The sequence below is a fragment of the Dyella ginsengisoli genome (assembly GCF_044904665.1).
GTDB classification, from domain to species: domain Bacteria; phylum Pseudomonadota; class Gammaproteobacteria; order Xanthomonadales; family Rhodanobacteraceae; genus Dyella_A; species Dyella_A ginsengisoli.
Genome location: NZ_JADIKM010000001.1, coordinates 1,172,304 through 1,194,697 on the forward strand (window position 1 = coordinate 1,172,304; position 22,394 = coordinate 1,194,697).

27 protein-coding genes and 4 tRNA genes are annotated in these 22,394 nt (G+C 66.8%); 26 read left to right on the forward strand and 5 right to left on the reverse strand.

Features of this window, described 5'->3' with window-relative positions:
* Position 1: 1 nt before the first annotated feature.
* The 3 genes from ppk2 to hemA form a co-directional block, all read right to left on the reverse strand.
* On the reverse strand, positions 2–769 hold the full coding sequence (ppk2, locus tag ISP17_RS05340; protein WP_404630754.1) for a polyphosphate kinase 2: 768 nt from the start codon (positions 767–769) through the stop codon (positions 2–4).
* A gap of 64 nt (positions 770–833) precedes the next feature.
* The gene (gene prfA, locus ISP17_RS05345) at positions 834–1,916 is read right to left on the reverse strand and encodes a peptide chain release factor 1 (RefSeq protein ID WP_404630756.1); all 1,083 of its coding nucleotides are present in this window, start codon (positions 1,914–1,916) and stop codon (positions 834–836) included.
* Between the two features lie 56 nt (positions 1,917–1,972).
* On the reverse strand, positions 1,973–3,241 hold the full coding sequence (hemA, locus tag ISP17_RS05350) for a glutamyl-tRNA reductase (protein ID WP_404630758.1): 1,269 nt from the start codon (positions 3,239–3,241) through the stop codon (positions 1,973–1,975).
* A 155-nt stretch (positions 3,242–3,396) separates the two neighbouring features.
* Here hemA and ISP17_RS05355 point away from each other — a divergent pair, with 155 nt between their 5' ends.
* The 8 genes from ISP17_RS05355 (at position 3,397) to ychF (ending at position 11,143) form a co-directional block, all read left to right on the forward strand.
* Complete coding sequence (locus tag ISP17_RS05355; protein ID WP_404630760.1) at positions 3,397–5,088, forward strand: tetratricopeptide repeat protein; 1,692 nt, start codon at positions 3,397–3,399, stop codon at positions 5,086–5,088.
* Complete coding sequence (gene lolB / locus ISP17_RS05360; RefSeq protein WP_404630762.1) at positions 5,085–5,708, forward strand: lipoprotein insertase outer membrane protein LolB; 624 nt, start codon at positions 5,085–5,087, stop codon at positions 5,706–5,708. Before ISP17_RS05355 ends, lolB begins: the two co-directional genes overlap by 4 nt.
* 367 nt (positions 5,709–6,075) lie before the next feature.
* Entirely contained in the window at positions 6,076–7,482 is a 1,407-nt protein-coding gene (gene ispE / locus ISP17_RS05365; protein ID WP_404630764.1) for a 4-(cytidine 5'-diphospho)-2-C-methyl-D-erythritol kinase, read from the forward strand.
* Between the two features lie 3 nt (positions 7,483–7,485).
* A tRNA-Gln gene (locus ISP17_RS05370) sits at positions 7,486–7,562 on the forward strand.
* Positions 7,563–7,613: 51 nt separating this feature from the next.
* Positions 7,614–8,552: a ribose-phosphate diphosphokinase gene (locus ISP17_RS05375; protein WP_404631449.1), complete on the forward strand. Its 939-nt coding sequence runs from the start codon at positions 7,614–7,616 to the stop codon at positions 8,550–8,552.
* 119 nt (positions 8,553–8,671) lie between these two features.
* Complete coding sequence (locus tag ISP17_RS05380; protein ID WP_404630766.1) at positions 8,672–9,316, forward strand: 50S ribosomal protein L25/general stress protein Ctc; 645 nt, start codon at positions 8,672–8,674, stop codon at positions 9,314–9,316.
* A 54-nt stretch (positions 9,317–9,370) separates the two neighbouring features.
* A complete protein-coding gene (gene pth / locus ISP17_RS05385; protein WP_404630768.1) occupies positions 9,371–9,952 on the forward strand; it encodes an aminoacyl-tRNA hydrolase in 582 nt (193 codons plus the stop codon).
* A gap of 99 nt (positions 9,953–10,051) precedes the next feature.
* Complete coding sequence (gene ychF, locus ISP17_RS05390; protein WP_404630770.1) at positions 10,052–11,143, forward strand: redox-regulated ATPase YchF; 1,092 nt, start codon at positions 10,052–10,054, stop codon at positions 11,141–11,143.
* A gap of 54 nt (positions 11,144–11,197) precedes the next feature.
* On the opposite strand, the gene ISP17_RS05395 is transcribed toward ychF, so the two are convergent.
* Together ISP17_RS05395 and ISP17_RS05400 are read right to left on the reverse strand one after the other, a co-directional pair.
* A complete protein-coding gene (locus ISP17_RS05395; RefSeq protein WP_404630772.1) occupies positions 11,198–11,587 on the reverse strand; it encodes an STAS domain-containing protein in 390 nt (129 codons plus the stop codon).
* The gene (locus tag ISP17_RS05400; protein WP_404630774.1) at positions 11,584–13,905 is read right to left on the reverse strand and encodes a SpoIIE family protein phosphatase; all 2,322 of its coding nucleotides are present in this window, start codon (positions 13,903–13,905) and stop codon (positions 11,584–11,586) included. Before ISP17_RS05400 ends, ISP17_RS05395 begins: the two co-directional genes overlap by 4 nt.
* Positions 13,906–14,005: 100 nt before the next feature.
* Here ISP17_RS05400 and ISP17_RS05405 point away from each other — a divergent pair, with 100 nt between their 5' ends.
* The 18 genes from ISP17_RS05405 to rplX all read left to right on the forward strand — a co-directional run bounded on the left by ISP17_RS05405 (position 14,006) and on the right by rplX (position 22,391).
* On the forward strand, positions 14,006–14,500 hold the full coding sequence (locus ISP17_RS05405) for an acyl-CoA thioesterase (RefSeq protein ID WP_404630776.1): 495 nt from the start codon (positions 14,006–14,008) through the stop codon (positions 14,498–14,500).
* A gap of 168 nt (positions 14,501–14,668) precedes the next feature.
* A tRNA-Tyr gene (locus ISP17_RS05410) sits at positions 14,669–14,754 on the forward strand.
* A gap of 31 nt (positions 14,755–14,785) precedes the next feature.
* Positions 14,786–14,859 (forward strand) — tRNA-Gly (locus ISP17_RS05415).
* A 23-nt stretch (positions 14,860–14,882) separates the two neighbouring features.
* Positions 14,883–14,958, forward strand: a tRNA-Thr gene (locus ISP17_RS05420).
* Positions 14,959–15,041: 83 nt separating this feature from the next.
* The gene (tuf, locus tag ISP17_RS05425) at positions 15,042–16,232 is read left to right on the forward strand and encodes an elongation factor Tu (RefSeq protein ID WP_404630778.1); all 1,191 of its coding nucleotides are present in this window, start codon (positions 15,042–15,044) and stop codon (positions 16,230–16,232) included.
* Between the two features lie 461 nt (positions 16,233–16,693).
* Entirely contained in the window at positions 16,694–17,005 is a 312-nt protein-coding gene (gene rpsJ / locus ISP17_RS05430; RefSeq protein WP_017461875.1) for a 30S ribosomal protein S10, read from the forward strand.
* A 20-nt stretch (positions 17,006–17,025) separates the two neighbouring features.
* A complete protein-coding gene (gene rplC, locus ISP17_RS05435) occupies positions 17,026–17,667 on the forward strand; it encodes a 50S ribosomal protein L3 (RefSeq protein WP_404630780.1) in 642 nt (213 codons plus the stop codon).
* 11 nt (positions 17,668–17,678) lie between these two features.
* Positions 17,679–18,281 carry a 50S ribosomal protein L4 gene (rplD, locus tag ISP17_RS05440; RefSeq protein WP_404630782.1) on the forward strand — a complete coding sequence of 201 codons (603 nt, stop codon included), beginning with the start codon at positions 17,679–17,681 and terminating at the stop codon, positions 18,279–18,281.
* On the forward strand, positions 18,278–18,571 hold the full coding sequence (gene rplW, locus ISP17_RS05445; protein ID WP_404630784.1) for a 50S ribosomal protein L23: 294 nt from the start codon (positions 18,278–18,280) through the stop codon (positions 18,569–18,571). The genes rplD and rplW overlap by 4 nt, the downstream gene beginning before the upstream one ends.
* A gap of 17 nt (positions 18,572–18,588) precedes the next feature.
* Positions 18,589–19,410: a 50S ribosomal protein L2 gene (gene rplB, locus ISP17_RS05450; RefSeq protein ID WP_324896985.1), complete on the forward strand. Its 822-nt coding sequence runs from the start codon at positions 18,589–18,591 to the stop codon at positions 19,408–19,410.
* 12 nt (positions 19,411–19,422) lie between these two features.
* A complete protein-coding gene (gene rpsS, locus ISP17_RS05455) occupies positions 19,423–19,695 on the forward strand; it encodes a 30S ribosomal protein S19 (protein ID WP_404630787.1) in 273 nt (90 codons plus the stop codon).
* Positions 19,695–20,030 carry a 50S ribosomal protein L22 gene (gene rplV, locus ISP17_RS05460; RefSeq protein WP_404630789.1) on the forward strand — a complete coding sequence of 112 codons (336 nt, stop codon included), beginning with the start codon at positions 19,695–19,697 and terminating at the stop codon, positions 20,028–20,030. Before rpsS ends, rplV begins: the two co-directional genes overlap by 1 nt.
* 15 nt (positions 20,031–20,045) lie before the next feature.
* Positions 20,046–20,795 carry a 30S ribosomal protein S3 gene (gene rpsC, locus ISP17_RS05465; RefSeq protein ID WP_404630791.1) on the forward strand — a complete coding sequence of 250 codons (750 nt, stop codon included), beginning with the start codon at positions 20,046–20,048 and terminating at the stop codon, positions 20,793–20,795.
* A gap of 11 nt (positions 20,796–20,806) precedes the next feature.
* On the forward strand, positions 20,807–21,220 hold the full coding sequence (gene rplP / locus ISP17_RS05470; RefSeq protein WP_404630793.1) for a 50S ribosomal protein L16: 414 nt from the start codon (positions 20,807–20,809) through the stop codon (positions 21,218–21,220).
* On the forward strand, positions 21,220–21,405 hold the full coding sequence (gene rpmC / locus ISP17_RS05475; protein ID WP_063672323.1) for a 50S ribosomal protein L29: 186 nt from the start codon (positions 21,220–21,222) through the stop codon (positions 21,403–21,405). The genes rplP and rpmC overlap by 1 nt, the downstream gene beginning before the upstream one ends.
* Positions 21,406–21,417: 12 nt before the next feature.
* Positions 21,418–21,678 (forward strand): 30S ribosomal protein S17, encoded by a 261-nt coding sequence (gene rpsQ, locus ISP17_RS05480; RefSeq protein ID WP_404630796.1) that lies wholly within the window; start codon positions 21,418–21,420, stop codon positions 21,676–21,678.
* Between the two features lie 15 nt (positions 21,679–21,693).
* The gene (gene rplN / locus ISP17_RS05485; protein ID WP_007513359.1) at positions 21,694–22,062 is read left to right on the forward strand and encodes a 50S ribosomal protein L14; all 369 of its coding nucleotides are present in this window, start codon (positions 21,694–21,696) and stop codon (positions 22,060–22,062) included.
* A 14-nt stretch (positions 22,063–22,076) separates the two neighbouring features.
* On the forward strand, positions 22,077–22,391 hold the full coding sequence (gene rplX, locus ISP17_RS05490) for a 50S ribosomal protein L24 (protein WP_324896979.1): 315 nt from the start codon (positions 22,077–22,079) through the stop codon (positions 22,389–22,391).
* Positions 22,392–22,394 lie beyond the last annotated feature (3 nt).

A 22,394-nucleotide genomic window follows, 5' to 3' on the forward strand; every position in this document is an offset into this window, starting at 1 on the left:
ATCAGCCCGGCGGTGCGATCCAGAAGCTGGCGTCGGCCAGCTTTTCGCGCTTCGGCTTGCCGCGCAGCCTGGGCAGCCTGACCTTGGTGTCGGGCACGCGCACATCGGGCAACTGGTCGAGCAGGTGGCGCATCAGCGCGAGGCGGCCCTGCTTCTGGTCGTTGTAGTCGACCACGAACCACGGCGCATGGGCGGCGTGGGTGCGCGCCATCATCACGTCGCGCAGGTGGCCGATCTCGGCGTATTTCTCGCGGGCGGCCAGGTCCACCGGCGACAGCTTCCAGCGCTTGAGCGGGTCGGCCGCGCGCTCGGTGAAGCGGGCTTCCTGCTCCTGCTGATCTACTGCGAGCCAGTACTTGAGGATCAGGATGCCGCTGTCGGCGAGCATGCGTTCGAACGCGGGGCAGTCGTCGAGGAACTGGGCGTACTGCGCCTGGCTGCAGAAGCCCATCGCCGGTTCGACCACGGCGCGGTTGTACCAGCTGCGGTCGAACAGCACGAGCTCCCCGGCGGCCGGAAGATGGGCCACGTAACGTTGGAAATACCACTGCGTGCTTTCGCGATCGTCCGGCTTGGGCAGGGCGACCACGCGGTAGCCGCGGGTGTCCAGCTGATCGGTGATCGCCTTGATCGTGCCGCCCTTGCCGGCCGCGTCGCGGCCTTCGAAGATCACCAGCAGGCGCCGGCCGCTCTTGCGCAGCCAGCGCTGCACCCCGGTCAGCTCGATCTGCAGCGCTTCCAGCTGCTGTTCGTAGGCCTTGCGCTTCATGGGGCGGTCTCCGGCGGGTAGTCCGCCCGAGCGTAGCGCGGACGGGGCCGCCCGCGTCACCGCGTCAGCCGGCGTCGGTAAGCGCCTTGAGCTGGTCGGCCTGGTCCTCGCGCATCAGCGCGTCGACGAGTTCGTCCAGGTCGCCCTGCAGGATTTCCGGCAGGCGGTAGAGGGTGAGGTTGATGCGGTGGTCGGTGATCCGGCCCTGCGGGAAGTTGTAGGTGCGGATGCGCTGGCTGCGGTCGCCCGAGCCCACCTGCACGCGGCGCGATTCGGCCTCGGCGGCCGCCTGCTTCGTGCGCTCGGCGTCCAGCAGCTGCGCCTTCAGCCGCTTCATCGCCTTGTCGCGGTTGGCGTGCTGCGAACGCTCGGTCTGGCACTCCACCACCATGCCGGTGGGCACGTGGGTGATGCGGATGGCCGAGTCGGTCTTGTTGACGTGCTGGCCGCCGGCGCCGGAGGAGCGGAAGGTGTCGACCTTGAGGTCGGCGGGGTTGATCGCGATCTCCTCGACCTCCTCCACGTCGGGAATGATCGCCACAGTGGCGGCCGAGGTGTGGATGCGGCCCTGCGATTCGGTGGCCGGCACGCGCTGCACGCGGTGCGTGCCCGATTCGTACTTCAGTCGCGAGAACGCGCCCTTGCCCTCGATGCGCGCCACGGCTTCCTTGTAGCCGCCGTGCTCGCCGGGGTGGGCAGACTCGATCTCGGTTTTCCAGCCGCGCTGTTCGGCGTAGCGCAGGTACATGCGCAGCAGGTCGCCGGCGAAGATCGCCGCCTCGTCGCCGCCGGTGCCGGCGCGCACTTCCAGGAACAGGTTGCCCTCGTCGCGCGGGTCGGTGGGCAGCAGCAGGATCTGCAGCTCCTGGTCCAGTTCCACCAGGCGCTGCTCCAGCCGCGTCACGTCGTCGGCGGCCATCTCGCGCAGTTCCGGATCGGCCAGCATGGCGCGCGACTCGGCCAGCTCGCGCTGGGCGTCATCATGCTCGTGCAGCGCCGCGGCCACCGGGCCGAGCTGGGCGTATTCGCGCGAGAGGGTGCGGAAACGCGCGTTGTCGCCAATCACTTCCGGCTGGGTCAGCAGCAGGCCGACTTCTTCGTGGCGTTCGGAAAGGGCTTCGAGCTTGGCGCGGATGGACGGGGTCATGGCGAGCGTCGGTGAGGGCAGGGCGGGCGAACGGGGACAACCGAACGTTCGCGCCGCTAATCCTCGCCGGTCTCGCGCTCCAGTCCGTACAGCCGCCCGGCCGCGTGCAGCAGGTCGAGATCGCCGCTCAGCGCCGCCTCGCGCAGCGCGGCGCTGGGGTGGTGCAGCAGCTTGTTGGTGAGCGTGTTGGCGAGGAAGCTCAGCGCCTCCTCCGGCGACTTGCCGCGCGCGAGCATGCCGCGCGCCTTCTCCAGCACCTCGTCGCGGTACGCCTCGGCGTGGTGGCGCATGTCCACCGCCGGATTGCGCACGCCCAGCGCGCGACGCCAGGCCATGTAGCGCTCCACTTGCAGGTCGATGATCGCGTCGGCCTCGCGGGCTGCGGCCTCGCGCGAACGGCGGTTGTGGTCGATCACCTGGCGCAGGTCGTCGATGCCGTAGAGGAACACGTCCTGCAGTTCACCCACGCTCGCCTCGATGTCGCGCGGTACCGCGATGTCGACCATGAACATCGGCTTGCGTCGCCGCGCGACGACGGCTTTCTCGACCATCGCGCGGGTCAGCACCGGCTGCCGCGCGGCGGTGGAGGCGATCACGATGTCCGCTTCGGCCAGATGCTGTGGCAGGTCGGCCAGTGCGATGGCGTAGCCGCCGTAGCGGGTGGCCAGCTCCTGCGCGTTCTCCAGCGTGCGGTTGGCCACGATGAGGCGGCGCACCTGCTTGTCGGCGAGGTGGCGCGCGGCCAGTTCGATGGTGTCGCCGGCGCCGATCAGCAGCACGCAGGCCTGCTTGAGATCGGTGAACACCTGCTCGGCCAGCCGCACCGCGGTGAACGCGACCGAGACCGTGTGCGCGCCGATGCGCGTGTCGGTGCGCACGCGCTTGGCCACGGCGAAGGTGTGCTGCAGCAGGCGGTCCAGCGGTGCCTTCAGCGCCCGCGCTTCGCGCGCCTGCTGGTAGGCGTCCTTCACCTGGCCGAGGATCTGCGGTTCGCCCAGCACCATCGAGTCCAGCCCGGTGGCCACGCGGAACATGTGGCGCACGGCGTCGTCCTCGTCGTGCCGATAGAGGAACTCGTCGAGCTTGCCGGGGGTCAGACGGTGATGCCGGTTCAGCCATGCCTGCGGCACGTGCTCGGCGCCCTCGGCCACCCCCACGTACAGCTCGGTGCGGTTGCAGGTGGACAGGATCATCGCCTCCTCCACGCCGGGCTCGCGGGTGAGCTCCTGCAACGCCTCGCTGGCGGCGTGCGCGTCGAACGCCACCTGCTCGCGCAGGCTGACCGGCGCGGTGAGGTGGTTGAGCCCGAGGGCGATCAGTGGCATGGCGAGGACGGCATTTCGGCGGCAGGGTGTCCGGCGGCGTAGGCTAAGCTTGGCGCTCGTCGCAAGTGGTGACGGATACGGCCGAAACAGGCGAACAGATGATCAATAGTGTGCTCAGCGGGTCGGGCAAGTTCAAGCAAATGCGGCATTTTGCGATGCTCGGCGCCCTCGCGGCGGTGGCCGCCGGATGCGCTTCGGTACCCGCCGCACGGCCATCGCCGGTCGCGTCGCCGCAGCCCCTCGCCCGGCTGGTGGTGGCCACGCCCGATGCCGATCACGATGTGATGGCCCAGCTCATGGCCGGTGAGATGGCGCTCACCCACTCCGATCTCAAGACGGCCGCGGCGGCCTACGGCAAGGCCGCGGCCCTGTCCAACGACCCGCAGGTGGCCGAGCGCGCCACCGCGCTGGCGCTGGCCGTACACGACGATGCGGCGGCGATGCACGCGCTGGAGCGCTGGCAGGCGCTCGGCGCCAAGCCGGCCGCGCTGGCCCAGGCGCGCGCCGAACTGGCGCTGGATCGCGGCGACGCGGCCGAAGCCCAGCGCCAGCTGGAGAGCGTGCTCAAGCTCGGCGGCGAGGATGCCTGGCGCCAGTTCGGCCGGGTGCTGGTCGGCGCCCGCGACTCGGCGCAGGCGGCCCGGCTGCTCGAAGCGCTGGCCACGCCCGAGCGCCTGCCCGCCGACGAGCGGGCCTGGCTGGCGATGAGCGAGCTGGGCGACCGGCTCGGCCGTCGTGCCTACGCCCTGCGCATCGCCAACGCCGCGGCCGCGCGCTTTCATTCGTCGGCCACCTACGCATGGGCCGCCCAGATGACGTTGCGCGCCGGCGATCGAGCGGCCGCGCAGGCGCTGTTGAAGCAGGCGATCGCCCGCGCGCCCGGCGACACCCACCTGCGGCTGGCTTACGCCACGATGCTGGCGCAGGGCGGCGATTACCCGGCGGCGGCGAAGTTCCTGGCCAGCGGCAAGCAGAGCGCGGACATCTACAACCTGCGCGCGGCGCTGGCGGCCCAGGCCAACGACAAGCAGACCCTGGCCATGCTGTACCGCCAGTTGCAGAAGTCGCCGGACGACATCCGTCAGTCCAGCGCCTTCCTGCTCGGCCAGCTGGCCGAGATGCAGGATCTGAAGGCCGAGGCGCTGGCGTGGTACGACCAGGTGGGTGATGAGGATCCGCACGCCTTCGACGCGGACCTGCGCAGCGCGGTGATCCTGCACGGTCAGGGCAAGAAGGCCGAGGCGCACGAGCTGCTCGGCCAGCTGGAGACCGCCTACCTCGACCAGCCCGAGCAGCTGCGCAAGGCCTACGAGGCCGATGCCGACCTGTATATGGCCGAGCAGAAATATCCGCAGGCGGAGATGGCGTTCAGCCGGGCGCTGCAGGTGGTGCCGGACGATCCCGGCCTGCTCTACGGCCGCGGGCTGGCCTATGCCGAGTCCGGCAAGATCGACCAGGCGGTCACCGACCTGCGCCGCCTGCTTGAGCTCAAGCCCAGCGACATCGACGCCAGCAACGCACTGGGCTACACGCTGGCCGACGCCAATCGCGACCTGCCCGAGGCCGAGCGGCTGATCGCGCAGGCGCGCAAGGCCAAGCCGGATGACCCGGCCATCGCCGATTCCTGGGGCTGGCTGCAGTATCGGCTGGGCCATCTCGATGAGGCGGCCAGCGTGCTGCGGCAGGCCTGGAAGCAGCGCCCCGATGCGGACGTGGGCGTGCACCTGGGCGAAGTGTTGTGGAAGAGCGGCCAGCGCGACGAGGCGGCGCGCGTGTTCGAGCAGGTGCGCAAGATCGACCCGACCAACGCGAGCCTGCGCGACACGCTCAAGCGCCTGCAGCCATGACCGGAACGTGTCGGAAGATCGCCCTGTGGCTGGGCGTGGCGGCGCTGTCCGGCTGCGTGAGCCTGCCGCCACGCGGCAAGACGGTAGCCGCCGATGCCGGCCTGATGGCCGCGCAGGCCGCGCGCGAGGATGCCCTGCGCGAGGTGCGCGACTGGAGCCTGGACGGGCGCCTGGGCATCAGCAATGCCAGCGATTCCCGCGGCAACGGCAGCGGCAGCCTGAGCTGGCACCAGCAGGGCGAGCGCTACGTATTCACCGTCAACGGCGGCTTCGGCTACGACTACCGGCTCAGCGGCGATCCCCAGGGCGCCGTGCTCGAAGGCGTGGGCAAGCAGCCGATCCGCGGCGCGGATGCCGAAGCGCTGATGCGCAAGGCGGCCGGCTGGTCGGTGCCGCTGGAATCGCTGCGCGCCTGGGTGCTGGGACTGCGCGCACCGGGCTCGCCGGCACAGATCAGCTTCGGCACCGATCGACTGCCCGCGGTGCTGGAGCAGGACGGCTGGCACGTGGAGTACCGGGCCTGGGACACCACCCGCCAGCCCGCACTGCCGACCAAGGTGTTCGCCACCAAGCCGCCGTACAAGGTCCGGCTCTCGGTGAACGCCTGGACCTTGCAGTAGGGTGCTCTGATCAACCCTGCGCAGGCGCCACCGTGGCTGTCTGTCCGCAGGCCACAGGGCCGTCGGCGAAGGCAGACTGGCCGTCTGTCGAGACGGCGGACCGAAGGCATGTGGGCAGACAGCCACGGCCCAACATGCTCAATTCAAATGGATTGGGTGATGCCCAGAAGGCCCGCAGGCCGTGCCGCACGGCTTGGCAAGACGGCCAGTCTTCCCGGCGCCGTGCAACACACCCTGCGCGCCTTCTGGACATCATGGCGCCTGTGCAGGGTTGATCAGAGCATCCCTAAGCGTGTTTGCGGGTCTGGGGTAGGCTATCGGCCCCCGTGGGCGTCATGCAGGTGCCCGCATCGTTATTCGAGCCGTCATGACCGTTCACATCGAACGCGCCCGGCCCTCGCAGGTCGACGCCCTGTGCGCCATCGAGCGTGCCGCGGTACAGCTGTTCCGCGGCCATCCGGCGTGGCGTGCCTATGCCGCGATGGCGATTCCGCCCGAGCTGCTGCACGGCGCCGTGGCGCGCGGGCTGGTGTGGGTGGCTATCGAGCAGGACGAGCCAGTGGGTTTCGTCTGGCTCGACGACGACCTGGGCGGCGATGCGGTGGGCATCGGTGAGCTGGACGTGCTTCCTTCGCACGGTCGTCGCGGCATCGGCGCGGCGCTGCTGGAGCACGCCTGCGCCTGGGCGCGTTCGGCAGGCTATCGGCAGGTGGGCCTGGGCACCCTGGTGGATGTGCCGTGGAACGCGCCGTTCTACGCGAAGCACGGTTTCGCGGTGGTCGACAAGCGCGACCCCACGTTTGCCCGCGCGTGGGAGCGCGATCGCGAGAACGGCTTTCCCGACGATCTGCGCGTGTTCATGAGCCGGCCGCTGTCGCCACTGGCGGCGGACGAATGGAGCGTGTGGCCGGCGCCGGCCAAGCTGAACCTGTTCCTGCGCATCACCGGTCGCCGACCCGACGGCTATCACGAGCTGCAGACCGTGTTCCGCCTGCTCGACTGGGGCGACGAGCTGCGCCTGCGGGTGCGTGCCGACGGTGCGATCCGGCGCCACGGCGAGCTGCCCGGCGTACCGGCGGACGAGGACATCACCGTGCGCGCGGCGCGCCTGCTGCAGGCGCGGGCCGGCGTTGCGCTCGGCGCCGACATCGGTATCGACAAGCGCATTCCGATGGGCGGCGGACTGGGTGGCGGCAGCTCCGACGCGGCCACTGTGCTGGTGGCGCTCAATCACCTGTGGGGCGCCGGGCTCGACGAGGACACGCTGGCCGAGCTCGGCCGCCAGCTCGGCGCCGACGTGCCGGTGTTCGTCCGCGGCCGCTCGGCCTGGGCCGAAGGCGTTGGCGAGTTGCTCACCCCGCTGGACCTGCCGCGGCGCCATTACGTGGTGCTGGACCCGCGCGAGCACGTGCCTACCGCGGCGCTGTTTCAAGCGCCTGAATTGACACGAAATGCCCCCCGGGCGACAATTTCATCCTTTGTTTCGGGCGAAACAGCCGAGAACGCTTTCGAGCCGGTCGTTCGCGCGCGCCATCCGCGCGTCGACGCCGCGCTGGGGTGGCTCGGCGGTTTCGGGCGGGCGAAGCTGTCCGGCAGCGGCGGGTGCGTGTTTCTCGAAACACCCTCCGAGTTGCGGGCGCTGTCGATCGCCGCGCGCTGTCCTGACGCATGGAATGCGCAGGTTGCCGCCGGAGCGGATCGCTCGATGCTGCATCGCTCGCTGGCGCGCTTCCAGGGTGCGCCGCAGCCGGAGCAGGTGCGACACACAACGTAATACTGGGGCGTCGCCAAGCTGGTTAAGGCACGGGATTTTGATTCCCGCATGCGCAGGTTCGAATCCTGCCGCCCCAGCCATTCAACCAAGGCCGTAGGTCGAAGGAATTGTCAGTGGATACGTCCAGCCCGATGCTCTTTACCGGCAATGCGCACCGCGCGCTGGCCGAGGATGTGGCGCACCGGCTCGGCATGCCGCTGGGCAAGGCGCTGGTCGGCACCTTCAGCGATGGCGAGGTGCAGATCGAGATCGAGGAGAACGTGCGCCGGCAGGAAGTGTTCGTGCTGCAGCCGACCGGCGCGCCGAGCGCGGAGAACCTGTTCGAGCTGCTGACCCTGGTCGATGCGCTCAAGCGCGCCTCGGCGGCCAGCGTCACCGCGGTGATCCCGTATTTCGGCTATGCCCGCCAGGATCGTCGTCCGCGCTCGGCGCGCGTGCCGATCACGGCGAAGATGGTGGCCAAGATGATCGGCACCATCGGCGTGGACCGCGTACTCACGGTCGACCTGCACGCCGACCAGATCCAGGGCTTCTTCGACATCCCGGTGGACAACGTCTACGCCTCGCCGATCCTGCTGGCGGACATCTGGCGCAACCACTCGATGGACGATCTCATCGTGGTCAGCCCGGACGTCGGCGGCGTGGTGCGCGCCCGGGCGCTGGCCAAGCGGCTGGACGACGCGGACCTGGCGATCATCGACAAGCGCCGCCCGAAGGCCAACGTGGCCACGGTGATGAACATCATCGGCGACGTCGACGGCAAGACCTGCGTGCTGGTGGACGACATCGTCGACACCGCCGGCACGCTGTGCGCGGCCGCCGCGGCGCTGAAGGAGCGCGGCGCGCGCAAGGTGGTGGCGTACTGCGTGCACCCGGTGCTGTCCGGCGCGGCCATCCGCAATATCGAAGGCTCCCAGCTCGACCAGCTGGTGGTCACCAACACGCTGCCGCTGCGCGCCGACGCGCTGGCATGCCCGAAGATCCGCCAGCTCTCGGTCGCCGAACTGCTGGCCGAAACCATTCGCCGCATCGCCTTCGGCGAATCGGTGAGCTCGCTGTACGTGGATTGATCCACGGGGAATGGAGCTCGCCGCATGGCGATCCCGTTCCCCGAAAACCGACTTTCCTGGTCGCGGGAAAGTCACTCCGTCGTCGCAAGGCGGCGTTTCCAAACCAAGGTAGTAAACCAATGTCCAAGACCCATGAAATCAAGGCCGAGAGCCGCAAGGACGAGGGGAAAGGTGCGAGCCGCCGCCTGCGTCGTGCGCTGTTCGTGCCGGCCGTCGTCTACGGTGGCAAGTTGCCGCCGCAGAGCATCCAGATCGAGCACAACACCATCCTGCTCGCCGCCAAGCACGAGTGGTTCTTCTCCTCCGTGCTCGACCTGAACATCGACGGCGCCGTGCAGAAGGTGCTGGTGCGCGACTGGCAGAAGCACCCGTACAAGCAGCAGATGATGCACATGGACTTCCTGCGCATCGACGAGAACGCTGCCGTGCGCGTGAACGTGCCGTTGCACTTCCTCAACCAGGAAAGCTCGCCGGCCGGCAAGACTTCCGGCGTGGTGATCTCGCACAACCTGACCGAGCTGGAAGTGTCCTGCCTGCCGAAGGACCTGCCGGAGTTCATCGAGCTCGACCTGGGCGACCTCAAGCCCGGCGACATCGTCCACCTCTCGCAGATCAAGCTGCCGAAGGGCGTGGAGCTGCCGGCCCTGCACCTGGGCGCGGACCACGACATCGCCGTCGTCACCGCCAACACGGTGAAGGAAGAGGTCGAGGCAGCTCCGGCCGCCGCCGAGGGCGAAGAGAAGCCGGCTGGCGACAAGAAGTAAGCCCGCGTCCGCCCGCGCCCCTCGTGGCGCGGGCGGAGTCGGCTTGCCAGACGCATGGCGGGACTTCGACTCATCGTCGGACTGGGCAACCCCGGTACCGAATATCTCCGAACCCGGCACAACGCCGGGTTCTGGTTTGTGGACGCCCTGGCGGCGTCGCAGGGCGAGCGCTTCGCCTTCGACGGCAAGCTGCACGGCGAGGCCTGCCGTGTTCGCATCGGCGGCGAGCCGGTGTGGCTGCTCAAGCCGTCCACTTTCATGAACAAGAGCGGCATCGCCGTGGCTTCGGCATTGCGCTACTACAAGATCGAGCCGTCCGAGTGCCTGGTGGCGCATGACGAACTCGACCTGCCGACCGGTACCGTGCGGATGAAGTTCGACGGAGGCCATGGCGGCCAGAACGGCCTGCGCGACATTGCCGCGCACCTGGGCCACGGCAAGTACCATCGGTTGCGCATCGGCATCGGCCATCCCGGCCACAAGGATCGGGTCACCCCGTGGGTGCTCGGCCGACCGTCTGCGCAGGACGAGGACGCCATTCTCGACGGCATCGCCCGCGCGCTGGACGTGCTGCCGCTGGCGGTGGACGGGCAGTTCGACAAGGCGATGCAGCAGTTGCACACGGTCAGCCCGTAACGGTCGGTCGGACCATCCGCCGGCTCATCCCCTATTACGCGCCGTCATGGCCGCTCGCGCGGAAATGACGCCAGAAATAACCCAGCTTCGGAGTCACCCATGGGCATCAAATGCGGCATCGTCGGCCTGCCCAACGTCGGCAAGTCCACGCTCTTCAACGCGCTGACCAAGGCCGGCATCGCGGCGGCGAATTTCCCGTTCTGCACGATCGAGCCGAACGTCGGCGTGGTGCCGGTGCCCGATCCGCGCCTCAATGCACTGGCCGAGATCGTCAAGCCGCAGAAGCTGATTCCCACCGCGGTGGAGTTCGTCGATATCGCCGGGCTGGTGGCGGGCGCGTCGAAGGGCGAGGGGCTGGGCAACAAGTTCCTGGCGCACATCCGCGAGGTGGATGCGATCGCCCACGTGGTGCGCTGCTTCGAGCACGGCGACATCGTGCACGTGGCGGGCAAGGTCGATCCGATCGCCGATATCGAGACCATCGACACCGAGCTGGCGCTGGCCGATCTGGAGTCGGTGGACAAGGCGCTCAACCGCGCCGAGCGCGCGGCCAAGGCCAACGACAAGGAGGCGCTGGCCAGGAAGCCGGTGCTGCAGAAGCTTTCCGCCGGCCTCAATGAAGGCCGGTCCGCGCGCAGCCTCGGCCTGGACGAGGAGGAGCAGGCGCTGGTGCGCGACCTGTTCCTGCTCACGCTCAAGCCGCTGATGTACATCGCCAACGTGCGCGAGGACGGCTTCGAGAACAACCCACACCTGGACGCGGTGCGCGCGCGCGCCGCCAGCGAGGGCGCCGAGGTGGTGCCGGTGTGCGCGGCGATCGAGGAAGAGCTGTCGCAGCTGGAAGACGCCGACCGCGATGAATTCCTCAAGGACTTCGGGCTGGAGGAGCCGGGCCTGAACCGCGTGATCCGCGCCGGCTACAAGCTGCTGGGGCTGCAGACCTACTTCACCGCAGGCGTGAAGGAAGTGCGCGCATGGACGGTGAAGAAGGGCGCCACCGCGCCGCAGGCGGCCGGCGTGATCCATACCGATTTCGAGCGCGGCTTCATCCGCGCCGAGACGATCGGTTACGACGACTTCATCCAGTACAAGGGCGAGGCCGGCGCGGCGGCAGCCGGGCGCCTGCGCAAGGAAGGCAAGGAATACATCGTCAAGGAAGGCGACGTGCTGCACTTCCTGTTCAACGTGTAATCCGCGCAGATGTCTTGCAGAAAGGGGCGGTGCAGGCTGCCCCTTTCTGCATCGTCAATCCTCGTCTTCGCCCTCGATGACGCGTCGCTGGATGCGGTCCAGATAGGCGTCAAGTTCGCCGGTGCTGGTGAATACCTCGCTCACCGGTACCGCCTTGACGATGTCGAACACCTTGCGCACCTGTGGTTGTGGATCCAGCAGCAGGGCATGCCCGTCGATGGCGCGCGTGGCCTTGCGGATGCGCGCCACGCTGCGCAGGCCGGCACTGGAGATGTAGTCGAGCCCGGCCAGGTCCAGCACCACCGTCGAGCCGCGGGCCAGCATCGCCAGCAGTGGCTGCACGGCGTTGTCGAAGTCGAGGTAGGTGACGGCGTCCAGTCGGCCTTTCAGGTGCATGACGAGGCGGTTGGCTGCGGGCTTTTCCGTGTGCAGTTCGAACGTCATGGCGTCGGTTCCGTGTGGTCGGGATGGATGAAGCGAAGCTGCAGGTGATTGCCTTCGCTGTCGTGGCTGTAAGTGAGTTCGCTGGCCATCGCGCGCACCAGGTGGATGCCCAGTCCGCCGACTTCCTCCGGATCGGCGATGTCGCCGCTCAACGCGGGCGGCGCTGCTTCCAGAGGGTCGAACCGGGAACCGTTGTCGTGCAGTTCCACCTGTACCGCCTCGGCGGACGGCCGCAGGCGCAGGCGGATCTCCCCGTCGGGCGAGCCGTCGTGGCCGTGCCGCACCATGTTGACCATCAGTTCCTCCAGTACCAGTCGCACGTCCTCACGGGTGCCGGCGGCGATGCCGGCTTCGTGCAGCACGCTATCGCAGCGGTCGAGCGCGTCGAACACGCTCTCGACCGTGGGTTTCATCGTCAATTCGAGCATGCGCTCCTCCTGCGTGGCGCGGTGATGCCAGCTCAGGGCGAGAAGGGTGATGTCGTCGGTCTGGTCGTGGCCGGCGGCGAATGCGTCCACGTCGCCCAGCAGGCGATCGGTGAACGCGCGCGGCGCGTCTGGCGCCGGCGCGCGCAACAGGCTGGCCAGGGTGCGCTCGATGCCGAACATGTCGCCCACCGCGTTGCCGGCTTCGGTGATCCCGTCGGTGTACATCAGCAGAGTGTCGCCGGCTTGCAGTGTCAGGGTCTGCTCGCCGTAGCTGGCTTCGTCGTCCAGGCCGATGGCCGGGCCGGTCTCGATCTCGAACAGCATGCTGCGGCCGTCACGGCACAGGATCGGTGCCTCGTGTCCGGCGCTGGCCATCACCAGTCGGCCGTCGCTGGTATCCAGCACACCGCACAGCAGGGTGATGAACATGCAGCTGTCATTACCTCGGCACAGTTCGCGGTTGAGTTCCTCCAGCAGCTGCCGCGGTCGGCCTGCGCGCGGCGCCAGCGCCTTGGCCAGCGTGATCGCGCGGGCCATGAAAAGCGCGGCGGGAATGCCCTTGTCGGACACGTCGCCCACCATCACGCAGAAGTGCTGCTGGTCGAGCATGAAGTAGCTGTACAGGTCGCCACCCACGGCGCGGGCCGGACGCAGCAGGGCGTGCAGTTCGAACACCGCGCAGTGCGCGTCGACGTAATGCTCGTTCGGCAGCAGGGCCACCTGGATCTGGTGGGCGATCTCCAGCTCGCTGCGCAAACGCTCCTGTTCGCGGGTGGCCTGCGTGAGCTTGGCCAGATGGATCGCCAACTGCTTGCGCATGGTGTCGAAGGCGTGGGTGAGGCGGCCAATCTCGTCGCGCCGCCGCACTTTTGGCAGCGCGAAATCCAGTTCGCCGCGGGCCACGTGTTCGGCATGGCCGGTAAGGGCCGCCAGCGGTGACAGCGTGCGTCGGGTCACCATCAGGATCATCAGGGCAATGCCCAGCATCGCCAGGACCCCAAGGATCAGCTCGCGCATGAGCAGCTGGCGCAGGCTGTGTTCCAGCAGCGCCTGCGGTACCTGCAGGCCCAGCGTCCAGGAGGTGCCGTGGATCGGTGCGCTGTAGACCCACGACGGCTCGGCAACGTCGACCAGTCCGCGCACGGACAACGCCTGCGGCCCCGTGCGCGCGTCGCGCAGGGCGGCGATCAGTGCGGGCGAGGCCGGCTCGCCGAGCAGTGTCGCCCGATCGTGCGCGAGGAAGCGCTGCTCGGCGTCCACCACGAACAGCGCCGCGCCATCCGGGCGACGCAGCGTGCCGAGCACGCCCTGGAGCCATTCGAGCGTGACATCGGCATTGACCAGCCCTACCGCGCGTCCGTTGTCGCGGATGGCCACGGAATAGTTGATCAGGCGTCGTTGGCGCGATTGCGAAAAGAACGGTCGTTGCCAGCAGCCGTCGGCGCAGGCCACGCCGTGCAGGAACCAGGGTTGCTCCCAATAGCGCGTCGCATCGCCGCGGAGATCACGCTGGCCCAGCGTGCCGTCGGGCAGCCGGTCGACGAACGGGGCGGGTGGGGGCGAGGTCGGGTCGTTCGGGATCCAGGCGAAGGACAGGCCGGCGAGATCGGCATTGGCGAAGAGGGTGGTGCGCGCTAGTTCCTCTGTCCGATCCGATCGGCTCTCGGCGAGACGGGCAAGCAGGCGGGTCGCCTCGGTGACGCGCTCGATGTGCGCCTCGATGCCGTTGGCCGCGGCGGTGGCGAGCGTGCCTCCCTCGCGGTGCGCGGACAGCAGCCACAGCTCGCGCAGATGGCTCAGCAGCATCAGGCCGCAGGCCAAGATCACGACGAGCGAGCCGAGCAGGCTCCACAACGACAAGCGTGAAGCGATACTGCGCAAACCCCTCATGCGCACCTCCCGGTCCCAGCTCATCTAGCCACGGCAGGAGGTCGCCCGCAAGGCTGTGGCAGGCCGCATACTTCACACTTTCCCCTTCCTGGAGCCCGTCATGCCCGGCCAGCAAAACGAAGTCACCTTCCGCTTCCTCGCCGAGCCCACCGATGTCAATTTCGGCGGCAAGGTGCACGGCGGCATGGTGATGAAGTGGATCGACCAGGCCGGTTACGCATGCGCCGTAGGCTGGAGCGGCGCGTATTGCGTGACCGCGTCGGTCAGCGGCATCCAGTTCGTCAAGCCGATCCTGATCGGCGACCTGGTGACGGTGAAGGCGCGGCTGATCCACACCGGCACCAGCAGCATGCACCTGGCCGTGGACGTGCAGGCCAGCGACCTGCGCAGCGGCGAACTGCGCCTGGCGACCAGCTGCGTCATGGTGTTCGTTGCGCTCGATCGCCCCGACGGCAAGCCCACGCCGGTGCCGGCGTGGCGGCCCCGCAACGACGAGGACGTGCGCCTGCAGGAATACGCGCGCCGGCTGATGGACATGTCCAAGGCGATGGAGCGGCAGGTGGTGTCGCTGCACCCCGCGGCGCCGCCACCCTGAGTTTCGCGGGGATTTCGAGGCCCATCGCGACGGGCGAGGCTTGTGGCTTCCGCTCCATCCGCGCATGATTCGCGCCCCTCGCTTTGGTGCGGTCGCCCTGTGGTCCGGAAATGTCCGCAACAGTGTTGACAGTTTCCGGGGGCGTGGCGACAATAGGCGTTCTTTGTTGGAGGGATACCCAAGCGGCCAACGGGGGCAGACTGTAAATCTGCTGGCTTACGCCTTCGGTGGTTCGAATCCACCTCCCTCCACCAGTCAGGTTCCGCAAAGGTTGATTCGATCGAGGCGGGAGTAGTTCAACGGTAGAACCTCAGCCTTCCAAGCTGATGGTGCGGGTTCGATTCCCGTCTCCCGCTCCATTGAACTCGACCTCACGTAATTCGCTCATGTAGCTCAGTCGGTAGAGCACTTCCTTGGTAAGGAAGAGGTCGCTGGTTCGATTCCAGTCATGAGCACCAGTCCAGCGGAAGGCCGGCTTGTCCGGCTTTCTCTGCGAAAGAGATTTCTTCACTTCAATTGACTCCATCGGGGTTTAAAGCGTATGGCAAAGGGTAAATTCGAGCGCACCAAGCCGCACGTCAACGTGGGCACGATCGGTCACGTGGACCACGGCAAGACGACGCTGACGGCGGCGCTGACGAAGATCGGCGCAGAGCGCTTCGGTGGCGAATTCAAGGCGTATGACGCGATCGACGCGGCGCCGGAAGAGAAGGCACGCGGCATCACGATCTCGACCGCGCACGTGGAATACGAATCGCCGAACCGCCACTACGCGCACGTGGACTGCCCGGGCCACGCCGACTACGTGAAGAACATGATCACGGGTGCGGCGCAGATGGACGGCGCGATCCTGGTGTGCTCGGCCGCCGACGGCCCGATGCCGCAGACGCGCGAGCACATCCTGCTGTCGCGCCAGGTGGGCGTGCCGTACATCGTGGTCTTCCTGAACAAGGCGGACATGGTGGACGACGCCGAGCTGCTGGAGCTGGTCGAGATGGAAGTTCGCGAGCTGCTGTCGAAGTACGACTTCCCGGGCGACGACACGCCGATCATCAAGGGTTCGGCGCTGAAGGCGCTGGAAGGTGATCAGAGCGAGATCGGCGTGCCGGCGATCATCGCGCTGGTGGATGCGCTGGACAGCTACATCCCGCAGCCGGAGCGCGACATCGACAAGCCGTTCCTGATGCCGGTGGAAGACGTGTTCTCGATCTCGGGCCGCGGCACCGTGGTGACCGGTCGCGTGGAGCGCGGCATCATCAAGGTGGGCGAGGAAATCGAGGTCGTGGGCATCCGCGACACGCAGAAGACCACCGTGACCGGCGTGGAAATGTTCCGCAAGCTGCTGGACCAGGGCCAGGCGGGCGACAACGTGGGCCTGCTGCTGCGCGGCCTGAAGCGCGACGACGTGGAGCGCGGCCAGGTGCTGGCCAAGCCCGGTTCGATCACCCCGCACACGGACTTCGAGGCCGAGGTGTACGTGCTGTCGAAGGACGAGGGCGGTCGCCACACCCCGTTCTTCAAGGGCTACCGCCCGCAGTTCTACTTNCGCACGACGGACGTGACCGGTGCCGTGACCCTGCCGGAAGGCGTGGAGATGGTGATGCCGGGCGACAACGTGAAGATGGTGGTGAGCCTGATCCACCCGATCGCGATGGACGAAGGCCTGCGCTTCGCGATCCGCGAAGGCGGCCGCACCGTCGGCGCCGGCGTGGTGGCCAAGGTCATCAAGTAAGTATCCGCTTCGGTTGCTCTGCATCCGCGGGGCACCCGGGTGACGCAACACAACGGCGGCCATTGGCCGCCGTTGTGTTTTGTGGCAGCGAGCGCTCGGCAAGGAATTTTACATGCGGCGCTTTCCTTTCCGGTCGTGGCTTGCTAAGCTTGACGAGTTATGTGGATGACGTGCTGCAAAACGGCTCGTCTCCCTACCGCGAAATGAGGCGCAGGATGTGCTTCGAGTTCGCTGGCACGGACCGCCTGGGGCTATGACATCAATCATCAAGGCTCGCGCCTTGTTGATCTTTGTTTTTACGCCTTTTATACTTTTCTGCTCGGCAAGTCGGTTTTCCGGCTTGCCGAACATTTTGGGCGGTCTCCAGGGGCCGCTCTTGCAAGTGGTGACACGGGTTGTGCGGGGCGGTGAGAAGCCGTTCCGGATCACAGTTTTTGTTCTTTAGACAACAGGACACGGTTATGGCGAACCAGAAGATTCGCATTCGGCTCAAGGCGTACGATCACCGGCTGATCGACCGCTCGGCCAGCGAGATCGTCGAGACGGCCAAGCGCACCGGCGCGACGGTTCTCGGCCCGATTCCGCTCCCGACCAAGATCGAGCGTTACACCATTCTGGTGTCGCCGCACGTCGACAAGGATGCACGCGACCAGTACGAGACCCGTACGCACAAGCGTGTACTCGACATCGTTGACCCCAACGACAAGACCGTGGACGCGCTCATGAAGCTTGATCTCGCCGCTGGCGTCGATGTTCAGATCAAGCTCGGTTGAGCGATAGACAGGATACGAAGATGAGTATCGGACTGGTTGGCCGCAAGTGCGGCATGAGCCGACTCTTCACTGAGGATGGCCGCTCGATTCCGGTGACGCTGATTGAAGCGACGCCGAACCGCGTGACCCAGGTGAAGACGGAAGAGAATGATGGCTACAGCGCTGTGCAGGTTGCGGCGGGCGTGAAGCGCGCCTCGCTGCTGACCCAGCCGCTGAAGGGGCACTACGCCAAGGCGAAGGTCGAGCCGGGTCGCGGCCTGTGGGAGTTCCGCGTGTCTGCCGACGATCTCGGCAAATACGCTGTCGGTGCCGAGATCAAGGCGGACGACATCTTCGCTGCCGGGCAGATCGTTGACGTTGCCGGCGTGTCGAAGGGCAAGGGCTTCCAGGGCACGATCAAGCGCTGGAACTTCAAGATGGGTGACGCGACCCACGGTAACTCGCTGTCGCATCGCGCGCCGGGTTCGATCGGTCAGCGCCAGACTCCGGGGCGCGTGTTCCCGGGCAAGAAGATGTCCGGCCACATGGGTGCGGTCAACCGCACGCAGCAGGGGCTGGAAGTGGTCAAGGTCGACGCCGAACGTCACCTGATCGCGGTGAAGGGCGCGGTGCCGGGTGCAACCGGTGGCGACGTCGTCATCCGTCCGACCACCAAGGGTTGAGGAGAGACGCCATGGAACTCAATGTTATTGGCGCCAAGCCGCTCAGCGTGTCGGACGAAGTGTTCGGCGGCGAGTACAAGCAGGCCCTGGTTCACCAGGTGGTCGTTGCCTATCAGGCTGGCGGTCGCGCGGGCACCAAGGCGCAGCTGTCGCGTGGTGAGATGTCCGGCACCACCAAGAAGTTCAAGAAGCAGAAGGGCGGCGGCGCTCGTCACGGCGACTATCGCGCCCCGATCTTCGTCGGCGGCGGTGTGACGTTTGCTGCCAAGCCGCGCAGCTTCGAGCAGAAGGTCAATCGCAAGTCGTACCGCGTGGCCATCCGTTCGATCCTGGCCGAGCTCAACCGCGCGGATCGTCTTAAGGTCGTCGAGGGCTTCGGTCTCGACAGCCCGAAGACCTCCGCCATGGTCGCCAAGCTTGCCGAGCTGCAGGTGTCCGGTCGCGTGTTGCTGGTGTCCGAGGATGCGACCGAGTCGGTGTTCCTCGCCGCGCGCAACATCCCGTACGTCCATGTGCTCGATGTGCTGGCGCTCAACCCGGTCAGCCTGGTCGGTTCCGACTACGTGGTCATGACCGTCGATGCGGTGAAGAAGATCGAGGAGTGGCTGGCATGAGCAACGAACGCATTCTCAACACGCTGCGTGCTCCGCACATCTCGGAAAAGGCTGCCCGTCTGGCCGAGAGCAACCAGTACGTGTTTGTCGTCGCCCCCGAGGCAACCAAGGCCGATGTCCGCGCCGCCGTGGAGCAGATGTTCGACGTCAAGGTCGAGCAGGTGAACCTCGTCAACGCCAAGGGCAAGGTCAAGTCCTTCCGTTTCCGCACTGGCAGCCGCCAGGGCAAGCGCAAGGCCTATGTGCGCCTCGCCGATGGTCAGACCATCGATGTGTCGGCCAAGGCCTGAGCCAGGAGTTCTGTGAGATGGCACTAATTACGCACAAGCCGACCTCGCCCGGGCGTCGCGACGCAGTCAGCGTCCGCACCGAGGGTCTGCACAAGGGCGCGCCCTACGCGCCGCTGACCGAGTCGCAGTCGAAGACCGGTGGTCGCAACCATTACGGTCGCATCACCACCCGTCATCGCGGCGGCGGTCACAAGCAGCATTACCGCATCATCGATTTCAAGCGCGACAAGGAAGGCATTGCCGGCCTCGTCGAGCGCATCGAATACGACCCGAACCGCACCGCGCACATCGCGCTGCTGTGCTACGCCGACGGCGAGCGTCGCTACATCATTGCGCCCAAGGGTGTGGCGGTGGGCGATCGCCTGGTGTCGGGTTCGGATTCGCCGATCAAGGCCGGCAACTGCCTGCCGCTGCGCAACATCCCGGTCGGTTCGACCATCCACTGCATCGAGATGAAGGCAGGCAAGGGCGCGCAGATCGCCCGCAGCGCCGGCGCCTCGGTCCAGCTGGTGGCCCGCGAGTCCGGCTACGCCACGCTGCGCCTGCGCTCCGGCGAGATGCGCCGCGTGCCGGTCGACTGCCGCGCCACCATCGGTGAAGTCGGCAATTCCGAGCACAGCCTGAAGAAGCTGGGCAAGGCCGGCGCCAAGCGCTGGAAGGGCATCCGCCCGACCGTGCGCGGCGTGGTCATGAACCCGGTCGACCATCCGCATGGTGGTGGCGAGGGCAAGACTTCTGGTGGTCGTCATCCGGTCAGCCCTTGGGGCACGCCGGCCAAGGGCTACAAGACCCGCAACAACAAGCGCACGCAGCAGTTCATCGTGCGTCGTCGCAAGTAACAGGAAGCCGTCATGCCGCGTTCTCTGAAGAAAGGTCCGTTCGTCGACCTTCACCTTGTCAAGAAGGTGGAAGCTGCGGTTTCCGCCAACAACAAGCGCCCGATCAAGACCTGGTCGCGTCGCTCGATGATCCTGCCGGAAATGGTCGGCCTGACCATCGCCATCCACAACGGTCGCCAGCACGTGCCGGTGCTCGTCAACGAGAACATGGTCGGGCACAAGCTCGGCGAGTTCGCGGTGACCCGCACCTTCAAGAGCCATGGCGGCGATAAGAAGGGCAAGTGATGAGCACTGAAGCCAAAGCGATCCTGCGCAGCGCCCGCATCTCGGCGCAGAAGGCACGCCTGGTAGCTGACCTGGTCCGCGGTCTCCCCGTGGGTCGCGCCAGCGACGTGCTCCAGTTCACCAACAAGAAGGCCGCAACCCTTGTTCGCAAGGTGCTGCTGTCGGCCGTCGCCAACGCCGAGAACAACCTCGGCGCTGACGTCGACGAGCTGAAGGTCTCGCGCATCTTCGTGGACGAGGGTCCGGCGATGAAGCGCATGTACGCCCGCGCCAAAGGCCGCGGCTCGCGCATCCTGAAGCGCACCAGCCACATCACTGTGGTCGTTGGCAACTGACTGAGGGTATAGACGATGGGTCATAAAGTTCATCCCACCGGTATCCGCCTCGGCATCGCCAAGGACTGGAACTCGAAGTGGTACGCAAACAAGGCTGACTACGCCAAGTATCTGGTCGCCGACCTCAAGGTCCGCGACATGCTTCGCAAGAAGCTGGCGCAAGCCGGCATCTCGAAGATCCAGATCGAGCGCCCGGCCAAGACCGCCCGCGTGACGATCCACAGTGCCCGTCCGGGCGTGGTGATCGGCAAGAAGGGCGAGGACATCGAGAAGCTGCGCAAGGAAGTCAGCCAGATGATGGGCGTTCCGACGCACATCAACGTCAACGAGGTCCGCAAGCCGGAACTCGACGCGCAGCTGGTGGCTGAGTCGATCGCCCAGCAGCTCGAGCGTCGCATCATGTTCCGTCGCGCCATGAAGCGCGCGGTGGGCAATGCGATGCGCCTCGGCGCCCTGGGCGTGAAGATCAACGTTTCGGGCCGTCTGAACGGTGCCGAGATCGCCCGCTCCGAGTGGAGTCGTGAAGGTCGCGTTCCGCTGCACACCCTGCGTGCGGACATCGACTACGGCACCGCCGAAGCCAAGACCACCTACGGCATCATCGGCATCAAGGTGTGGATCTACAAGGGCGAAATCTTCGACATGGCGCAGATTGGCCAGGAGTCGAAGGAAGAGCAGTCGCAGCCGCGCCGCGAAGGTGGCGAGGGTCGTCGTGAGCCACGTCGCGAGGCCGGTGACGGCCGTCGCGAGCGGTCGGCGAAGTAAGGAGAGTTGCCATGTTGCAACCCAAGCGAACCAAATTCCGCAAGCAGTTCAAGGGCCGCAATGACGGCCTGGCTTTCAGCTCCAACCTCGTGAGTTTCGGCGAGTACGGCCTGAAGGCGACCACGCACGGCGCGCTCACCGCACGTCAGATCGAGGCGGCCCGTCGCTGCATCACGCGTTTCGTGAAGCGCGGCGGCAAGCTCTGGATCCGCGTGTTCCCGGACAAGCCGATCACCAAGAAGCCAATCGAAGTCCGCATGGGTGCGGGCAAGGGCGGCGTCGAGCTGTGGGTCGCGCCGATCCAGCCCGGTCGCATGCTCTATGAAATCGAGGGTGTCGACGAGCCGACGGCACGCGAGGCGTTCCGCCTGGCCGCCGCCAAGCTCTCGGTGCAGACCCAGTTTGTCAGCCGGGCGGTGATGTGATGGCTATCAAAGATATCAACAACAAGTCGGTCGAAGAGCTGAACCAGCATCTGCTGGACCTTCGCAAGGAGCAGTTCAATCTGCGCATGCAGAAGGGCACCGGCCAGCTCAGCCAGCCGCACCAGCTGCGCCGCGTTCGGCGCGACATCGCCCGCACGAAGTTCGTGCTCGGCGGCAAGAAGTAAGGGACGGCGGACATGAGCGACAATCAGAAACAGGCACGCACCCTGCAGGGTCGCGTGGTCAGCAACAAGATGGACAAGACGGTCACGGTGCTGATCGAGCGACAGGTGCAGCACGGCCTGCTCGGCAAGATCATCCGCCGCTCCACCAAGCTCCACGCCCAGGACGACCTGGGTGCGAACGAGGGCGACGTGGTGCGCATCGCGGAGTGCCGCCCGCTGTCCAAGACCAAACATCACCGCGTGGTGGAAATCCTCACGCGCGCCAACGTCTAAAGGGAGGGTGCAGACATGATCCAGATGCAAAGCACGCTTTCCGCAGCGGACAACAGCGGCGCCAAGGAATTGATGTGCATCAAGGTGCTCGGCGGCTCCAAGCGCCGTTATGCCGCGATCGGTGACGTGATCAAGGTCACCGTGAAGGATGCCATTCCGCGCGGCAAGGTGAAGAAGGGCGAGGTGTACAACGCCGTGGTCGTTCGCACCGCCAAGGGTGTGCGTCGTCCCGATGGTTCGCTGATCCGTTTCGACGGCAATGCGGCTGTCCTCCTCAACAACAAGCTCGAGCCGATCGGCACCCGTATTTTCGGACCGGTCACCCGCGAGCTGCGCAGCGAGAAGTTCATGAAGATCGTCTCGCTCGCGCCCGAAGTGCTCTGAGCGGAGTAATAACCATGAACCGTATCCGCAAGGGTGATCAGGTCCTCGTGATCACCGGCAAGAACAAGGGCCAGCGCGGCGATGTGCTGCGCGTCGATGGCGACCGCGTTTTCGTCGCCAACGTGAATCTGGTCAAGCGCCACACCAAGGCGAACCCGCAGGCCAACCAGCCCGGCGGTATCGTCGAGCGTGAGGCCTCGATCCATCTCTCCAATGTGCAGCTGTTCAACCCCGCCACGAACAAGGGTGAACGCGTCGGCACCAAAACGCTCGAAGATGGGCGCAAGGTCCGCGTGTTCCGTTCGTCTGGCGAGGTCGTGGACGCGTAAGGA

Coding starts and splice junctions, on each gene's coding strand:
- ppk2 (WP_404630754.1), bottom strand. CDS start 769: ATGAAGCGCAAGGCCTACGAACAGCAGCTGGAAGCGCTGCAGATCGAG.
- prfA (WP_404630756.1), bottom strand. CDS start 1,916: ATGACCCCGTCCATCCGCGCCAAGCTCGAAGCCCTTTCCGAACGCCAC.
- hemA (WP_404630758.1), bottom strand. CDS start 3,241: ATGCCACTGATCGCCCTCGGGCTCAACCACCTCACCGCGCCGGTCAGC.
- ISP17_RS05355 (WP_404630760.1), top strand. CDS start 3,397: ATGCTCGGCGCCCTCGCGGCGGTGGCCGCCGGATGCGCTTCGGTACCC.
- lolB (WP_404630762.1), top strand. CDS start 5,085: ATGACCGGAACGTGTCGGAAGATCGCCCTGTGGCTGGGCGTGGCGGCG.
- ispE (WP_404630764.1), top strand. CDS start 6,076: ATGACCGTTCACATCGAACGCGCCCGGCCCTCGCAGGTCGACGCCCTG.
- ISP17_RS05375 (WP_404631449.1), top strand. CDS start 7,614: ATGCTCTTTACCGGCAATGCGCACCGCGCGCTGGCCGAGGATGTGGCG.
- ISP17_RS05380 (WP_404630766.1), top strand. CDS start 8,672: ATGTCCAAGACCCATGAAATCAAGGCCGAGAGCCGCAAGGACGAGGGG.
- pth (WP_404630768.1), top strand. CDS start 9,371: ATGGCGGGACTTCGACTCATCGTCGGACTGGGCAACCCCGGTACCGAA.
- ychF (WP_404630770.1), top strand. CDS start 10,052: ATGGGCATCAAATGCGGCATCGTCGGCCTGCCCAACGTCGGCAAGTCC.
- ISP17_RS05395 (WP_404630772.1), bottom strand. CDS start 11,587: ATGACGTTCGAACTGCACACGGAAAAGCCCGCAGCCAACCGCCTCGTC.
- ISP17_RS05400 (WP_404630774.1), bottom strand. CDS start 13,905: ATGAGGGGTTTGCGCAGTATCGCTTCACGCTTGTCGTTGTGGAGCCTG.
- ISP17_RS05405 (WP_404630776.1), top strand. CDS start 14,006: ATGCCCGGCCAGCAAAACGAAGTCACCTTCCGCTTCCTCGCCGAGCCC.
- rpsJ (WP_017461875.1), top strand. CDS start 16,694: ATGGCGAACCAGAAGATTCGCATTCGGCTCAAGGCGTACGATCACCGG.
- rplC (WP_404630780.1), top strand. CDS start 17,026: ATGAGTATCGGACTGGTTGGCCGCAAGTGCGGCATGAGCCGACTCTTC.
- rplD (WP_404630782.1), top strand. CDS start 17,679: ATGGAACTCAATGTTATTGGCGCCAAGCCGCTCAGCGTGTCGGACGAA.
- rplW (WP_404630784.1), top strand. CDS start 18,278: ATGAGCAACGAACGCATTCTCAACACGCTGCGTGCTCCGCACATCTCG.
- rplB (WP_324896985.1), top strand. CDS start 18,589: ATGGCACTAATTACGCACAAGCCGACCTCGCCCGGGCGTCGCGACGCA.
- rpsS (WP_404630787.1), top strand. CDS start 19,423: ATGCCGCGTTCTCTGAAGAAAGGTCCGTTCGTCGACCTTCACCTTGTC.
- rplV (WP_404630789.1), top strand. CDS start 19,695: ATGAGCACTGAAGCCAAAGCGATCCTGCGCAGCGCCCGCATCTCGGCG.
- rpsC (WP_404630791.1), top strand. CDS start 20,046: ATGGGTCATAAAGTTCATCCCACCGGTATCCGCCTCGGCATCGCCAAG.
- rplP (WP_404630793.1), top strand. CDS start 20,807: ATGTTGCAACCCAAGCGAACCAAATTCCGCAAGCAGTTCAAGGGCCGC.
- rpmC (WP_063672323.1), top strand. CDS start 21,220: ATGGCTATCAAAGATATCAACAACAAGTCGGTCGAAGAGCTGAACCAG.
- rpsQ (WP_404630796.1), top strand. CDS start 21,418: ATGAGCGACAATCAGAAACAGGCACGCACCCTGCAGGGTCGCGTGGTC.
- rplN (WP_007513359.1), top strand. CDS start 21,694: ATGATCCAGATGCAAAGCACGCTTTCCGCAGCGGACAACAGCGGCGCC.
- rplX (WP_324896979.1), top strand. CDS start 22,077: ATGAACCGTATCCGCAAGGGTGATCAGGTCCTCGTGATCACCGGCAAG.